The organism is Bradyrhizobium sp. CB1717, assembly GCF_029714325.1.
Taxonomy (GTDB): Bacteria; Pseudomonadota; Alphaproteobacteria; order Rhizobiales; family Xanthobacteraceae; genus Bradyrhizobium.
Genome location: NZ_CP121666.1, coordinates 1,821,073 through 1,835,906, shown reverse-complemented (window position 1 = coordinate 1,835,906; position 14,834 = coordinate 1,821,073). Strand labels below are relative to the sequence as shown.

Genomic DNA, 14,834 nt, shown 5'->3' with positions numbered 1-14,834 from the left:
GCGATGGCGGAAGCTTTGGAATTGCAGGCCCGTTCGCTGCTCACCGCAAAGGCGGTGCGCGCGCGCGCCGGGCAGATGCTCGAGCTTGGCCTTGCCGGCGGGCTTACACATTTCACCATCGATCTCGATCGCATGGACGGCGTTGCCGAGGCCGTGCTCGCGGTCACGCGAAAAGCCTATCCGACGCTGGATGTCCCCTTCCACGCGCGGTGGCGGCACTTTGTGCTTGGCGGCATCGACCGCTGGGCGCGGCTGGCGGATGCTGCATCGTGGCCGGACCGCGCGGCGCGGGCGCGCGCCGAGTTCGACCTTGCGATCGTCAGCGTGCTGCTCGACGCCGGCGCAGGCGCTGCGTGGCGCTACCACGATGCGGTCACTGGCGAAGCCATTGGGCGATCCGAAGGGCTTGCGATTGCGAGCCTCGACATGTTCGCAAGCGGGCTCTTCTCGCATGATGCCCGCGCGCCGTTCAGGGCCGACGCGGACGTGCTGGCAAGGCTGCCCCTCGCCGCCCTCACCTCCGCCTTTCAGGTCAGCGATGGCAATCCGCTGCTCGGGCTTGAAGGACGCACCGATCTGCTGCGGCGCCTCGGCAAGCAGGTCTCGGAGCGTGCCGACGTGTTCGGACTGCGCGACACGCCGCGGCCGGGCGGGCTGTTCGATCATATCGCGGCGCAAGCCGTCGGCGGAGCAATCGGCGCGCCCGCCATCCTGTCGGCGGTGCTGAACCAGCTCGGGCCAATCTGGCCGTCGCGGCTCGAGCTCGCGGGCGTCCCGCTCGGCGATTGCTGGCGGCATCCGGCGATCAAGGCCGACGATGCGACAGCAGGCCTGGTGCCCCTGCACAAGCTGTCGCAATGGCTGAGCTATTCGCTGATCGAGCCGCTGCAGCGCGCGGGCTTCGCGGTTACCGACATCGACGGGCTGACCGGGCTTGCCGAATACCGCAATGGCGGCCTGTTCGTCGATCACGAGGTGCTGCGCCTGCGCGATGCCGCGGATGCCGAGCGTGCGCATGCAGTGGATTCCCTGCTCGTCGTGGAATGGCGCGCGCTGACGGTTGCGCTGCTGGATCGTCTTGCCGAACTCGTTCGCGCCAAGCTTGGCCGGACACCCGAGACATTACCGCTCGCCAGCATTTTGGAAGGCGGCAGCTGGGCCGCCGGCCGCGCCATTGCGTTTGCGCGCCGCCCCGATGGTTCGCCGCCGCTCAAGGTGATCAGCGACGGCACGGTTTTCTGACCCTCTCCCCTTGTGGGAGAGGGTGCCTCGCGAAAGCGCGGCGGGTGAGGGGGTGTCTCCGCGGACACCTCTCTCATTGGAGTTCGCGGAAACGACCCCTCATCCGGCGCTTCGCGCCACCTTCTCCCACAAGGGGAGAAGGGAAAAGCAAGAGCAACCGATCATGGAAGGCGTCACGATCGTCGATCACCCGCTGGTGCAGCACAAGCTGACCCTGGTGCGGGACAAATCCATCTCGACCAAGTCGTTCCGCGAGCTGATCAAGGAGATCGGCATGCTGCTCTGCTACGAGGTGACGCGCGACCTGCCGCTCGCCGACACCGTCATCGAGACGCCGCTGGCGACGATGCACTCGGCCAAGATCGCCGGCAAGAAGCTGGTGTTCGTGCCGATGCTGCGCGCCGGCACCACCTTCGTCGACGGCATGATGGACCTGGTGCCGACCGCGCGCGTCGCGCATATCGGCCTCTACCGCGAGCCGGAGAGCTTTGCCGCGGTCGAGTATTTCTTCAAATCGCCGTCGGACCTCGGCGAGCGCCTCGCCATCGTGGTGACGCCTGTCGTCGCCACCGCCAACACGGCCGTCGCGGCGATCGACCGGCTGAAGGAACGCGGCGCCAGGGACATCCGTCTCGCCTGCCTGATCGCAGCGCCGGAAGGTCTCGAGCGGCTGCGTGGCTTGCATCCGGACGTACCGATCTGGACCGCGGCCGTGGACGAAGGCCTGGACGAGAACGGTTTCATCCTGCCCGGCCTCGGCGACGCCGGCGACCGCGCTTACGGGACGCGATAAGCGCGAAGCAGATTCTTGTTTGACGCGTTTTCTTCACGCGAACCGGTATCCACTTCGCTCGAAAACGCTCTAAACCTTCCCGCTGCCGCAGATCAGCTTCAGCGCCTGCCATTCCTTGTCGGTCAGCAGCGGCGGGCCGCTGGCGGGGCGATCTTCCTTCGTCATGCGGGCAAGGCGGTCCTCGGTCAGCGGATGGCTCGCGAGGATATTCGTCAGACCCGAGCCGCCTTCCTTGCCGGTGATGCGGAACATCAGCTCGGCCGCGGGCTTCGGCGAGCGGCCGAGCGCATGCATGATCTCGATCGCGAACGTATCCGCAGCGGTCTCGGCTTCGCGCGAATAGGAGGCCTCGACCACGCTGCGCGAGGCGAAGATCACCGCGGACGAGCCGGTGACGTCGCCGAACAACAGGCCGATCAGGAACGACGTGCCGCCGTTGTAGATGAGGCCGCGCATGTTGTCGTGATGCTTGAGATGGCCGAGCTCGTGGGCGAGGATGCCAGCGATCTCGTCGGGGCTGTCGGCCTTGTCGAGCAGGCCCTTCAGCAGGAACACCTTGCCGCCGGGCAGCGCGAACGCATTCGGGATCGGGGTCGGCAGCACGCCTGCCGTCATGGAATCGTCGTCGAGGCCGGCGGCATCGCGCAGGCGGTTGACGAGCTTGGTGAAGGCGGCCTTGCCCGCGGCATCCTCGCAGACGCTGCGGCCGAAGATGGTCTTCACCTGCACTTCGGCGGCATCGCCGATCCGACGTTCGACTGGCTTCGGCACCAGCGGCGCGAGACGGTCGGCGGCGAGTGGCACGCCGAACAGCACGACGCAGACGATGGAGACGGCAGCCGCCACCGACCAGCCGACGATCTTGGCGATGCCGCGGCGCGAGGTCTGGTGCTCGTCGAGCCGGATGCAGCGGGCAGCCACGTCCGCCGCCAGCGCAACGTCGCGGATCTCGAGCCGCGCCAAAGGCGGTGCAGCGGTGCAGGCGAGACGCAGGACGCCAGCCGGACTGTCGGCGCGGCGGATGTCGGCATAAGCCCAGTGCACGGGCGTTCCGCCCTCCTCGACGATCTCGAGCGCATCACTGAGCGTCAGCGTCACCTGCCGCCTGCGGCTGGATACGCCGTCGAAGAAAACCGTCGGCTTTGCCGACTGCGCCGGGGCCCCGGTGGACACATCACTCACAGCTCAGAATCCCGCGACATCGAGCCCGTCGGCAAAGCCTTCGCCGAGCGCGCTGGCAAGCTCGCCGCTGCCGCGCACATCCGCGGCGGCCGCGATGTTGTGCACCTCGACGGTCTCCAGCACCTTGGCCCAGAGATCGCGCTGAAGATAGACGCGCATCACGATGTTGATGGCAAGGGCGACCGCGAAGTAACCGATGACCATGATCACCAGCATCGGGATGCTCTTGGCGGGATCGCCGGACCCGAACAGCTGCTCGGCCGAGAGGCCGCTCAGCTGGACGACAAGCGCGGTGGCGCCGCCGAGATAGGCGCCGAAGATCATCGAGAGCAGCACCCACCAGCCGATCACCTTCCAGTACAGGCCGTAGAACGCGTTGTGCGGAAGCTCCGAGGAGAGGCTGACGCCGCCGATGCGGATGCCGTCCAGCCACCAGCGCCACTCGCGCGCCTTGAACTCGGCATAGAAGAACGGCGCGAGCGGAAAGATGATCAGCGCGATCGGGCTCAGCAGCCACAGCCACCAGCCGCGCTTGAAGAAGGTCCAGCCATTGCCTTCGAAATCGCCGCGCAAATCGCCGTAATGGGTGTGCCGCATCTTGTAACGTTCGAGTGACGCCTCGCGCCAGGGCAGCGCCAGGCCGAGGGTCAGGAACACGAGCGAGCCCCACGCCATGGCGCGGAACGAATAGGCCCAGCCCGAGCCGTCCATCCAGAACCGCACGCCGCGCCAGACCGTGCGGGTCAGGCGATAGCGCCGCGCGCGAAAGATCGCGAACTGCCCGAAGGCGTAGAAGCTGATGAACAGCGGCGTCGAGGCAAAGCCCTGCCAGCGCTCGAACTCGATGCCGATGAGGAAGTAGGCGAGATAGATCGGCACCAGGATCGCAAGCGCGAACAGGAAGCCGACCAGCAGCTCCTTGCCGCGACCGGTATATTCGGCCGCATCGCCGTCGATCGCGGTGTGCGTCCACAAATGACGGCGGATGTCGGTGACCAGCCAAAACCGGTAGAAACCGAAGGTGACGAGCTCCAGCATGGCACCCTTGGTGACCATATTGAAGAACCCGGGCCGGTTGCCGGTGAAATCCACCCGGGTCGGCGGCAACGGCGGCGGGACCGGTTCGGAGCCGATGGGGGTCCATTGCATGTCGTTCACGGCGGCAACCTCGGGGTGCGGACCTGTCGGGGTCAAACTTATAGATCAGAGATTGGTCGATCCCCAAGATGGGCGGGTTCGATTTACCCCGATTCCAGGTCGATTTCTTGCATGATTTCATGACGAACGGCGTGCGGCAGGTCACGTCGGCGATGTCCCCGGACCCTCTCGCAAGGGTTGGATGTGGCAAAACTCTCCCTTGCTCCGGCGCAGACAACGGGTTGTAATTGCAAATCAAATACCGCAGCGCAGAATTCAAAAAAGACGCGCGGAGGAACGCCAGGGAGAACGGTCATGCATGGGACCATCGAGAACGCGTCCAAGCTCGATGCACTTCGCGAGCGCGCATCGACATTGCCGCTGGAGCAATTCGATCCCGGCGATCCGGAACTGTTCAGGACCGATACGTTCTGGCCCTATTTCGATCGCCTGCGCCGGGAAGATCCCGTGCACTACTGCAAGGACTCGATGTTCGGCCCGTACTGGTCGGTGACGCGGTACAACGACATCATGGAGATCGAGACCAACCATGCGGTGTTCTCCTCGGCCTCCGCGCTGGGCGGCATCACCATCCGCGACATCGATCCGGATCTGCGCCGCGAGAGTTTCATCTCGATGGACCCGCCGCGCCATGCCGCGCAGCGCAAGACGGTGGCGCCGATGTTCACGCCAACGCATCTGGACAATCTCGCGTTCAACATCCGCGAGCGCTCGGCCGAGTGCCTGGACAATCTGCCGCGCGGCGAGGTGTTCGACTGGGTCGACCAGGTCTCGATCGAGCTCACCACGCAGATGCTCGCGGTGCTGTTCGACTTCCCCTGGGAGGACCGCCGCAAGCTGACGCGCTGGTCGGATGTCGCCACCACCATTCCCGGGCCTGACGGCCTCGTCGGAAGCGAGGACGAACGGCAGGCCGAGCTGACGGAATGCGCGGGCTATTTCTCGAGGCTGTGGAAGGAGCGCATCGAACAGCCGCCGAAGAGCGACCTGTTGTCGATGATGGCGCATGGCGCCGCGACGCGCGACATGGACGCGAAGAACTTCCTCGGCAATCTCGTCCTCTTGATCGTCGGCGGCAACGACACCACGCGCAACACCATGTCGGGCTCGCTTCTCGCGCTGAGCCAGCATCCGGAGCAGTATCGCAAGCTGCGCGAGAACCCGGCGCTGCTCGACAGTTTCGTGCCGGAGGTGATCCGCTGGCAGACGCCGCTGGCGCATATGCGGCGCACCGCGCTCGCCGATTTCGAGTTCCGCGGCAAGCAGATCAAGAAAGGTGACAAGGTCGTGATGTGGTATGTCTCGGGCAACCGGGACGAAGAGGCGATCGAAAAGCCCTACGATTTCATCATCGACCGCGCCCGCCCGCGCACGCACCTCTCCTTCGGCTTCGGCATCCACCGCTGCGTCGGCCTCAGGCTTGCTGAACTCCAGCTCAAGATTATTTGGGAAGAGATTCTCAAGCGCTTCGACCATATTGACGTGGTCGGCGAACCCAAGCGGGTCTATTCGAGTTTTGTGAAGGGACTCGAGACGTTGCCGGTGAAGATTGCGGCGTGATGCGTGAGAACTCCCTCTCCCGGCGGGGAAAGGCGATGCGAGAAAACACTGGAGCTACGATCATGAATATCCAAGCACCGGTTAGGGTGGACAAGGCCGAACGCATGCACAGGGCGCGCGAGGAGGCCTATGCGACGCCGCTGTCGCAATTCCATCCCGGCGCGCCACGGCTGTTCCAGGACGACACGCTGTGGCCGTGGTTCGAGCGGCTGCGCAAGGAGGAGCCGGTGCATTACTGCACCAATGCGCCGATCGAACCGTATTGGTCGGTGGTGAAGTACAACGACATCATGCATGTCGACACCAATCACGGCATCTTCTCGTCGGACTCCACGCTCGGCGGCATCTCGATCCGCGACGTGCCGGAAGGCTACGACTATCCGAGCTTCATCGCGATGGACCAGCCCCGGCATTCGGCGCAGCGCAAGACGGTATCGCCGATGTTCACGCCGACACACCTGGACGAGCTGGCCAAACTGATCCGCCAGCGTTCGCAGACCGTGCTCGACAATCTGCCGCGGAACGAGACCTTCAATTTCGTCGAGCGCGTCTCGATCGAGCTGACGACGCAAATGCTGGCGACGCTGTTCGACTTCCCCTGGGAGGAACGGCGCAAGCTGACGCGCTGGTCCGACGTCTCCACCGCGCTGCCCAAGAGCGGCATCGTCGCCTCGGCCGAGGAGCGCCGCCGCGAGATGGACGAGTGCTACGCCTACATGTCGAAGCTCTGGAACGAGCGCGTCAACTCCGCGCCGCGCAACGATTTGCTGTCGCTCATGGCCCATAACGACGCCACGCGCCACATGGACCCCGACAACCTCATGGGCAACATCATCCTGCTCATCGTCGGCGGCAACGACACCACGCGCAACACCATGACCGGCTCGGTGCTGGCGCTGAATGAGAACCCGGAGCAGTACGAGATGCTGCGGAAGAATCCCGCGCTGATCGATTCCATGGTGCCGGAGGTGATCCGCTGGCAGACGCCGCTCGCGCATATGCGGCGCACCGCGCTTGCCGATACCGAGATCGGCGGCAAGCATATCAAGAAGGGCGACCGCGTCGTGATGTGGTACGTCTCCGGCAACCGCGACGAGGAGATGTTCGACCGACCGAACGATTTCATCATCGACCGCCCGCGCCCGCGCACGCACCTCTCCTTCGGCTTCGGCATCCACCGCTGCGTCGGCATGCGCCTCGCCGAACTGCAGCTGCGCATCGTCTGGGAGGAGATGCTGAAGCGGTTCGACCGGATCGAGGTGGTCGGCGAGCCCAAGCGGATCTATTCGAGCTTCATCAAGGGGTATGAGACGCTGCCGGTGAGGATTCCGGCCTGAGCTCTATCCTCCGTCATTGCGAGCGCAGCGAAGCAATCCAGAATCCCTCGGCGGAAACAGTCTGGATTGCTTCGCTGCGCTCGCAATGACGAGTTCCGGGATGCACATCCCCGTCTCATTCGCAGTGCCCGGCCCAGCTATAAAATTTCGGCATGACAGCTCGCGCCAGATGCGAAGGCACGATGGAGCGCGACTGTTCTACGACACGGCATCTAACTCAGCTTGATGTCCCACACGCCTTCCTTGCGGCAGGCGGCGACCTCCTCGCGCAGGAGCGCGGTGATGGCGAGCGAGGCCGTCGAGGGCGGGCGGTCGATCGGAGAAGCGAAAATGAGCTCGCGCGTCATCGGCTTGGACACGGCGGTGGTTTCCAGCCGCCCCTCCGCGACCTCGCCGTGGACCGACGAGGGCGGCAGCAGCGCGAAACCGAGACCCTCCTCGACGAGGCTCGTCAGCACGCGGAACGAATCCGCCTCGAGCTGGACGTCGAGCTTGATCTTGCGCTGGGCCGCGGCGTGCTCGATCAGCGCGCGGAGGCCGTGGGAATGACTGGGCAGCACCAGGCGTTGCCGCAGCAGCCAGCCGATGTCGACGCTCTTCTTGCGCGCGAGACCGCAGCCGCCCGGGCCGACCGCGACGATGTTGTCGCGACCGAGGCTCTGCACGTTGAGATGCAGATCGGCCGAGCGGCCGTAGAGGATGGCAAGATCCATCTCGCCGCGATGCAGCCATTCGACCAGGTGCCCGCTGTAGCTCTCGACGATGCGCAGCGAGATGCCGGGAAACTTTTCGACGCAGCGCCGCGCAAAGCGCGCCGACAGAACGCAGCTCACGGTCGGAACCAGGCCGAGCACGACCTGGCCGGACGGCGGCCCCTTCGCGGACTGGATGTCGTCGCGGATCTGGTCGATCTGCCGCACGATGCCGGAGGCGCGCGCGAGCAGAAGGCGCCCCGCTTCCGTCAGCACCATGCCGCGGCCGTTGCGGGTGAACAGCTCGGTGCGCAGCTCGTGTTCCAAGAGCTTGATCTGCCTGGAGAGCGCCGGCTGCGCCACGCGCAGCGTGTCGGACGCCTTGGAGAGGCTGCCGAGCTCCGCCACGCAACTGAAGGTCCTGAGCTGCCGGAAATCCATGCTTGCCAATCCTGGAAGGCTACTCCATACGCTATAACAAATGAGCATAGGGGGCTGGCGTTGTTTTCACAACGCCTGAGGATCGGCCGGCGTTATCTTAACTGCCGCACCCAACGGGAAACGCCATGAGTGAACAACACCACACCGAAGATCACGCCGACATCCGCGAAGCCGTCGCAAAGCTCTGCGCGCAGTTTCCCGGCGAATACTGGCGCAAGCTCGATCGCGAGATGGCCTATCCCAAGGCTTTCATCGATGCGTTGACCGAGGCCGGCTATCTCTCGGTGCTGATCCCGGAAGAGTATGGCGGCGCGGGGCTGAAGCTGTCGGCTGCGGCGGCGATCCTCGAGGAGATCCAGCGCGCGGGCTGCAACGGCGGCGGCTGTCACGCCCAGATGTACACGATGGGCACCGTGCTGCGGCACGGCAATGCCGAGCAGAAGGCAAAATACCTGCCGAAGATCGCGAGCGGCGAATTGCGCCTGCAGGCCTTCGGCGTCACCGAGCCGACCAGCGGCACCGACACCTCCTCGCTGAAGACCTTTGCGCGCAAGGAAGGCAACGACAGCTACATCGTCAACGGGCAGAAGATCTGGACCAGCCGCGCCGAGCATTCCGACCTGATGGTGCTCTTGGCGCGCACCACGCCGAAGGAGCAGTCCAAGAAGCGCACCGATGGTCTGTCGGTCTTCATCGTCGACATGCGCGAGGCCAAGAACAACGGCCTCGAGATCCGCCCGATCCGCACCATGATGAACCACGCCACCACCGAAGTGTTCTTCACCGACATGAAGGTGCCGGCCGAGAACCTGATCGGCGAGGAAGGCAAGGGTTTCCGCTACATTCTCTCCGGCATGAATGCCGAGCGCATCCTCATCGCTGCCGAATGCATCGGCGACGCCAAATGGTTCATTGCGAAGGCGACGAACTACGCCAAGGAGCGCGCAGTGTTCGGCCGGCCGATCGGCCAGAACCAGGGCATCCAGTTCCCGATCGCCAAGGCCTACGCCTCGATGCGCGCGGCCGAATTGATGGTGAAGGAGGCGACGCGCAAATACGAGGCCGGGCTCGACTGCGGCGCGGAGGCCAACATGGCCAAGATGCTCGCGGCCGATGCGTCGTGGGAGGCGGCGAACGCCTGCATCCAGACCCATGGCGGCTTCGGCTTTGCCGAGGAATACGACGTCGAGCGCAAATTCCGCGAGACACGGCTCTACCAGGTGGCGCCGATCTCGACCAACCTCGTGCTGTCCTACGTCGCCGAGCATGTGCTCGGCATGCCGCGCTCGTACTGAGGTTGCGCCATGGGAGCACTTGACGGGATCAGGGTGATTGCGGTCGAGCAGGCGGTCGCGGCGCCGTTCTGCTCCTCGCGCCTGGCGGATGCCGGCGCGGAGGTGATCAAGATCGAACGGCCCGAGGGCGATTTCGCCCGCGGCTATGACGCGGCGGCGAAGGGCCAGAGCAGCTACTTCGTCTGGCTCAACCGTGGCAAGCAATCGGCGGTGGTCGATCTCGCGACGAAAGAAGGCTGCGCAGAGCTGGAGAAGCTGATCGCCAGCGCCGACGTGCTGATCCAGAACTTGAAGCCGGGCTCGATGGACAAGCTCGGCTTCTCGCGCGAGCGGCTTTTGAAGGACTATCCAAAACTGATCTCGTGCACGATCACCGGCTATGGCGACGAGGGCCCCTACGCGCATCGCAAGGCCTACGACCTGCTGATCCAGGCCGAGAGCGGGCTTGCCTCGATCACCGGCAACCCCGATGGCGCCTCGCGCGTCGGCATGTCGATCGTGGATGTAGCGACCGGCGCCACCGCGCATGCCGCGATCCTGGAAGCGCTGATCGGGCGCGGCCGCACCGGCAAGGGTGCCGACATCCGCATCTCGATGTTCGACGTGATGGCGGACTGGTGCACCGTGCCGCTGCTCAATGCGGAGGCCGGCAATCCACCCAAGCGCATGGGCCTGCGCCATCCCTCGATCGCGCCCTACGGCGTGTTCACCTCGAAGGACGGCAAGGACATCCTGATCTCGATCCAGAGCGAGCGGGAGTGGAAGACGCTGTGCGTGAAGGTGCTTGATAAGCCCGACCTGCCGGCCGATCCCCGTGTCGCCAACATGGTCGAGCGCGTGCGCAACCGCGACTTCACCGACAAGACCGTCGCCGACATCTTCGGCAGGATGACGCGCGACGAGCTCTTGAAGCGGCTGTCGGATGCCGACATCGCCTTTGCCGAGGTCAACACCATGGCCGACCTCACCAACCACCCGCATCTGCGCCGCATCGAGGTCGACACGCCGAACGGCCGCGTCAGCTATCCCGCGCCGGCGCCGATCATTGTCGGTGAGAGCCGCAGCTATGGCGCCGTGCCGGCCATCGGCGAACGTCCATCCAAGAAATAACAAGAGCGAGGCATCATGACCGAGAAGCTCGACATCGATCATCTGCGGCAGTGGATCGGCCGCAGCACTGAGGCCACCGACATCGTCACCGCGCAGCTCGTCATGGGCCTGCGCGCGACGCTGTTCCAGGAGGTCGGCGAGCCCAAGAAGGGCGATGCCGCGCCGTTCACGGTGCATTGGTGCCTGGCGCAGCCGGTGTTTCCGATGTCGATGCTGGGGCCCGACGGTCACCCGACCCGCGGCGGCTTCCTGCCGCCGGTGCCGCTGCCGCGCCGGATGTGGGCCGGCGGCGAGATCGAGTTCCTGCAGCCGCTTCGCGTCGGCGATGAATCGACCCGCACCTCGCGCATTGCCGACGTTCAGGTGAAGACGGGATCGACCGGCACGCTGTGCTTCGTCTCGGTCGAGCACAGCATCTCCTCTCCGCGCGGCACCGCCATCCGCGAGCGGCAGGACATCGTCTATCGCGAGATGACGAGCAGCGCGCCGGCCGGCGGCAAGGCGCCGCCTCCGCCGCCCAAGGCGCAGCACCGCGAGACCCATGTCTCCGATCCCGTGCTGCTGTTCCGCTATTCCGCGCTGACCTTCAACGGTCACCGCATCCATTACGACCGCGACTACGTCACCAAGGTCGAGGGCTATCCTGGCCTGATCTTCCACGGCCCGTTGCAGGCCGCGCTGATCATCGAGATGGCGGCGAAGTTGCGTGACGGCAGGGCGCCGAAGAAGTTCACCTATCGCGGGCTTCAGCCGCTGTTCGAGGGGACCGAGTTCTCCGTCAACGCCAATGACAGCGGCGAGAGCATGGAGCTGTGGACCGCGAATGCGGAAGGGCAGCCGACGATGAAGGGCACGGCGGTGTGGTAGGGCTCTCTCCTCGTCGTTGCGAGGAGCGAAGCGACGAAGCAATCCAGACTGCCTCCGCGGAAAGATTCTGGATTGCTTCGCTTCGCTCGCAATGACGGGTGGGCTGGTAGCGCGCCAATAAACAAGGGACGGAAACCATGGCCAAGAACGGCAAGACCGGCAGCAAGTCCGTCACCGTGAAGCAGGCGACGCTCGACCTGCTGCGATCGTTCGGCATCGACCGTGTCTTCGGCAATCCCGGCTCGACCGAGCTGCCGTTCCTGAGCGACTGGCCCGATGACATCGACTACGTGCTGGCGCTGCAGGAGGCCTCCGCGGTCGGCATGGCCGACGGCTATGCGCAGGCGACGCGCAATGCCGGCTTCGTCAATCTGCATTCGGCGGCCGGCGTCGGCAACGCCCTTGGCAACATTTACACCGCGCACCGGAACCAGACGCCGCTGGTGATCACCGCGGGTCAGCAGGCACGCTCGATCCTGCCGCTGCAAGCCTTCCTCTACGCCGAGCGCGCGTCGGAGTTTCCGCGGCCTTACGTCAAATACAGCGTCGAGCCGGCGCGGGCCGAGGACGTGCCGGCTGCGATCGCACGCGCCTATTACACCGCGATGCAGCCGCCCTGCGGGCCGACCTTCGTCTCGGTCCCGATCGACGACTGGGCGCATGCCTGCGCACCGGTCGAGGCGCGCAAGGTCAGCCGGGAGATCGGGCCTGAGCCGGAGGCGATGAAGGCGCTCGTTGCCGCGCTTGGTTCGGCAAAGCACCCCGCCCTCGTCGTCGGCCCCGGCGTCGATCGCGCCGGCGCGGTCGACCTGATGGTGCGGGTGGCCGAGAAGGCCAAGGCCGGCGTCTGGGTCAGCCCGTTCTCGGCGCGCTGCTCGTTCCCGGAGCGGCATCCGCAATTTGCGGGCTTCCTGCACGCCTCGCCCGCGCAACTGTCCGATGCTTTGCGCGAGCACGATCTCGTCGTCGTCATCGGCGCGCCGGTCTTCACCTTCCACGTCGAGGGCCATGCCGCGATCTTCGATGGCGGCGCGACGATCTTCCAGATCACGGATGATGCGGATGCGGCGGCGGTCACGCCCGTCGGCACCAGCATCGTCGCGACGATGAAGCCGGCGCTGAGCCTGCTGCTTGACCTCCTGCCCGAGAGCGAGCGCGCCACGCCCAAAGGTCGCACGCTGCCGCCGGCGCCGCAGGCCGCCGATCCGCTGCCGGTGGAGTTCCTTCTGCATTCGCTGTCGCAGGCGATGCCTGACGGCGCCTCGCTGGTCGAGGAAGTGCCCTCGCACCGGCCGGCGATGCAAAAATTCCTGCCGATGCGCGGCCAGGACAGTTTTTACACCATGGCGAGCGGCGGCCTCGGTTATTCCCTGCCCGCCGCGGTCGGCATGGCGCTAGGCAAGCCGAAGCAACGTACGGTCTGCCTGATCGGCGACGGCTCGGCGATGTATTCGATCCAGGCGCTGTGGACGGCCGCGCAGCGCAAGCTGCCGCTGACCATCGTCGTCATCAACAATTCCGGCTACGGCGCGATGCGCTCGTTCAGCCAGGTGATGCAGGTCAGGAATGTGCCGGGGCTGGAGCTGCCGGGAATCGACTTCGTGCGGCTCGCGGAGGGTATGGGGTGCCATGCCGTGCGGGTGAGCAAGGCGGCGGAGCTCGGCGAGGCGTTGAAGCGCGGCATGGCGTTCGCGGGCACGAGCCTGGTGGAGGTCGTCGTGGATTCTGCGGTGCCGGTGCTGTACGGGCAGAAGCATTAGGGGCGCACGCCCCATCCACATCGTCGTCCTGGCGAAAGCCAGGACGACATCGAGATTTTAGCTCGCACCCGAAACTACGACGCCAAAAATCCCCCGTCCGCCGCGAGCACGTGTCCGACCACGTAGGACGACGCGTCCGACGACAGCCATACCACGGCTTCCGCCACCTCCTCCGGGCTGCCCATCCGCCGCAGCGGCAGGCCGGCGCTGACGGTCGCGACATCGCCGACGCCGGCGCGCAGCATCATGTCGGTGACGACGCGGCCGGGCGCAATCGCATTGATGCGGATGCCGCGCGGGGCGTTCTCCATCGCCGCCGAGCGCGTCAGCGAGATCGCGGCAGCCTTGGAGGCCGAATAGAGCGAGAAGCCCGGATTGGGATTGCGCATGCCGCTGACGGAGGCGTTGACGACAATGCTGCCGCGGCCTTTCGCGAGCATCGCCGGCAATTGATGGCGCAGACAGAGAAACAGCGCGCGGACATTGGTGTCGAACACGCTGTCGTAGATGTCGGTGCCCTGCTCTTCCAGCGGCGCACGGCGCTCCTGGAAGCCGGCATTGTTGAAGGCGACGTCGAGCCGGCCGCAACGCTCAACGGCAGTGCGTACCAGCCGTTCGACATCCTCCTCGCGCGTGATGTCGGTCCTGAGCGCGATCGCTTCCACGCCGAGCTCGTGGCACGCCGCGGCGGTCGCCTCGATCTCGGCTTCGCGCCGGCCGGCAATGACGACCGCTTCCGCCCCTTCGGAGGCCATCCTCAGGGCCGTGGCGCGGCCGATGCCGCTGCCGCCGCCGGTGACCAGGCAGACCTTGCCCTTCATCCGCAGGCCGGCTGGCAAAGTTCCGGTCATGGTCCACTCCAAAACGCTTGCGCGCGCCGCTGCGCGCATATAGTTGTATGATACAACTATACACGGAGAGTCAAGAGATGGCCGAGCTTGCGCTGATCGACGACATCCGCGCCGCCTCGCGGCTGATGGTGCGCGAGCTCGGCTTCATGGATGCGACGGTGGCAGCGTCGGACTATCCGCCGTCGGCGGTGCACACGATCCTGGAGATCGGCATCCGCGGTCCCATGACGTCGGGCGAGCTCGGCGATTTCCTGCGGCTGGAGAAATCCAGCGTCAGCCGCCTGGTACGCAAGCTGATCGATTGCGGCGAGCTCAGGGAGACGCCGGACGAGCTTGACGCGCGCAGCAAGCTGCTGTCGCTGACGGCGAAGGGCCGGCGCACGCTAGAGGCGCTGCACGCGTTCGGCCGTCAGCAGGTCAGCGGCGCGCTTGCGGCACTGACGCCGGCGGAGCAGCGCACGGTGCGCGAGGGGATGATGCTCTATGCGCGGGCGTTGAGGGCGAGCAGGATGGAGGATGAGGTGGAATCGACCGCCTAATCAAAGG

General features: G+C 65.7%; 13 protein-coding genes. 9 read left to right on the top strand and 4 right to left on the bottom strand.

Annotated features, from left to right (window positions below):
* The first annotated feature begins 3 nt into the window (after positions 1-3).
* On the top strand, positions 4-1,242 hold the full coding sequence (locus QA649_RS08760) for a URC4/urg3 family protein (protein ID WP_283023822.1): 1,239 nt from the start codon (positions 4-6) through the stop codon (positions 1,240-1,242).
* Between the two features lie 163 nt (positions 1,243-1,405).
* Positions 1,406-2,035, top strand: coding sequence for a uracil phosphoribosyltransferase (upp, locus tag QA649_RS08755; RefSeq protein ID WP_212348577.1), 630 nt, complete (start codon positions 1,406-1,408; stop codon positions 2,033-2,035).
* 69 nt (positions 2,036-2,104) lie between these two features.
* On the opposite strand, the gene QA649_RS08750 is transcribed toward upp, so the two are convergent.
* Together QA649_RS08750 and QA649_RS08745 are read right to left on the bottom strand one after the other, a co-directional pair.
* Positions 2,105-3,217, bottom strand: a complete 1,113-nt coding sequence (locus tag QA649_RS08750) for a M48 family metallopeptidase (protein ID WP_283023821.1) — start codon at positions 3,215-3,217, stop codon at positions 2,105-2,107.
* Between the two features lie 3 nt (positions 3,218-3,220).
* A complete protein-coding gene (locus QA649_RS08745) occupies positions 3,221-4,366 on the bottom strand; it encodes a YjgN family protein (RefSeq protein WP_283023820.1) in 1,146 nt (381 codons plus the stop codon).
* 303 nt (positions 4,367-4,669) lie between these two features.
* Here QA649_RS08745 and QA649_RS08740 point away from each other — a divergent pair, with 303 nt between their 5' ends.
* Complete coding sequence (locus QA649_RS08740) at positions 4,670-5,935, top strand: cytochrome P450 (RefSeq protein WP_283023819.1); 1,266 nt, start codon at positions 4,670-4,672, stop codon at positions 5,933-5,935.
* 62 nt (positions 5,936-5,997) lie between these two features.
* Positions 5,998-7,272 carry a cytochrome P450 gene (locus QA649_RS08735; RefSeq protein ID WP_283023818.1) on the top strand — a complete coding sequence of 425 codons (1,275 nt, stop codon included), beginning with the start codon at positions 5,998-6,000 and terminating at the stop codon, positions 7,270-7,272.
* Between the two features lie 212 nt (positions 7,273-7,484).
* Here QA649_RS08735 and QA649_RS08730 read toward each other — a convergent pair whose 3' ends face one another.
* Positions 7,485-8,405, bottom strand: a complete 921-nt coding sequence (locus QA649_RS08730; RefSeq protein ID WP_283023817.1) for a LysR substrate-binding domain-containing protein — start codon at positions 8,403-8,405, stop codon at positions 7,485-7,487.
* Between the two features lie 125 nt (positions 8,406-8,530).
* On the opposite strand from QA649_RS08730, the gene QA649_RS08725 reads away from it, so the two are divergent.
* The 4 genes from QA649_RS08725 (at position 8,531) to mdlC (ending at position 13,437) form a co-directional block, all read left to right on the top strand.
* Positions 8,531-9,700, top strand: a complete 1,170-nt coding sequence (locus tag QA649_RS08725) for an acyl-CoA dehydrogenase family protein (protein ID WP_283023816.1) — start codon at positions 8,531-8,533, stop codon at positions 9,698-9,700.
* Between the two features lie 9 nt (positions 9,701-9,709).
* Complete coding sequence (locus tag QA649_RS08720; protein WP_283023815.1) at positions 9,710-10,810, top strand: CaiB/BaiF CoA-transferase family protein; 1,101 nt, start codon at positions 9,710-9,712, stop codon at positions 10,808-10,810.
* Between the two features lie 15 nt (positions 10,811-10,825).
* Positions 10,826-11,677 carry a MaoC family dehydratase N-terminal domain-containing protein gene (locus QA649_RS08715; protein WP_283023814.1) on the top strand — a complete coding sequence of 284 codons (852 nt, stop codon included), beginning with the start codon at positions 10,826-10,828 and terminating at the stop codon, positions 11,675-11,677.
* Positions 11,678-11,814: 137 nt separating this feature from the next.
* Entirely contained in the window at positions 11,815-13,437 is a 1,623-nt protein-coding gene (gene mdlC / locus QA649_RS08710; RefSeq protein ID WP_283023813.1) for a benzoylformate decarboxylase, read from the top strand.
* Between the two features lie 74 nt (positions 13,438-13,511).
* Here mdlC and QA649_RS08705 read toward each other — a convergent pair whose 3' ends face one another.
* Positions 13,512-14,288, bottom strand: a complete 777-nt coding sequence (locus QA649_RS08705) for a glucose 1-dehydrogenase (protein ID WP_283023812.1) — start codon at positions 14,286-14,288, stop codon at positions 13,512-13,514.
* A gap of 77 nt (positions 14,289-14,365) precedes the next feature.
* Here QA649_RS08705 and QA649_RS08700 point away from each other — a divergent pair, with 77 nt between their 5' ends.
* Complete coding sequence (locus tag QA649_RS08700) at positions 14,366-14,827, top strand: MarR family transcriptional regulator (protein WP_283023811.1); 462 nt, start codon at positions 14,366-14,368, stop codon at positions 14,825-14,827.
* The last annotated feature ends 7 nt before the right edge of the window (positions 14,828-14,834 follow it).

What these genes read in the sequence shown, in the direction of transcription:
- QA649_RS08760 (WP_283023822.1), top strand. Translation starts at nt 4, where the DNA reads ATGGCGGAAGCTTTGGAATTGCAGGCCCGTTCGCTGCTCACCGCAAAG.
- upp (WP_212348577.1), top strand. Translation starts at nt 1,406, where the DNA reads ATGGAAGGCGTCACGATCGTCGATCACCCGCTGGTGCAGCACAAGCTG.
- QA649_RS08745 (WP_283023820.1), bottom strand. Translation starts at nt 4,366, where the DNA reads ATGCAATGGACCCCCATCGGCTCCGAACCGGTCCCGCCGCCGTTGCCG.
- QA649_RS08740 (WP_283023819.1), top strand. Translation starts at nt 4,670, where the DNA reads ATGCATGGGACCATCGAGAACGCGTCCAAGCTCGATGCACTTCGCGAG.
- QA649_RS08735 (WP_283023818.1), top strand. Translation starts at nt 5,998, where the DNA reads ATGAATATCCAAGCACCGGTTAGGGTGGACAAGGCCGAACGCATGCAC.
- QA649_RS08730 (WP_283023817.1), bottom strand. Translation starts at nt 8,405, where the DNA reads ATGGATTTCCGGCAGCTCAGGACCTTCAGTTGCGTGGCGGAGCTCGGC.
- QA649_RS08725 (WP_283023816.1), top strand. Translation starts at nt 8,531, where the DNA reads ATGAGTGAACAACACCACACCGAAGATCACGCCGACATCCGCGAAGCC.
- QA649_RS08720 (WP_283023815.1), top strand. Translation starts at nt 9,710, where the DNA reads ATGGGAGCACTTGACGGGATCAGGGTGATTGCGGTCGAGCAGGCGGTC.
- QA649_RS08715 (WP_283023814.1), top strand. Translation starts at nt 10,826, where the DNA reads ATGACCGAGAAGCTCGACATCGATCATCTGCGGCAGTGGATCGGCCGC.
- mdlC (WP_283023813.1), top strand. Translation starts at nt 11,815, where the DNA reads ATGGCCAAGAACGGCAAGACCGGCAGCAAGTCCGTCACCGTGAAGCAG.
- QA649_RS08705 (WP_283023812.1), bottom strand. Translation starts at nt 14,288, where the DNA reads ATGACCGGAACTTTGCCAGCCGGCCTGCGGATGAAGGGCAAGGTCTGC.
- QA649_RS08700 (WP_283023811.1), top strand. Translation starts at nt 14,366, where the DNA reads ATGGCCGAGCTTGCGCTGATCGACGACATCCGCGCCGCCTCGCGGCTG.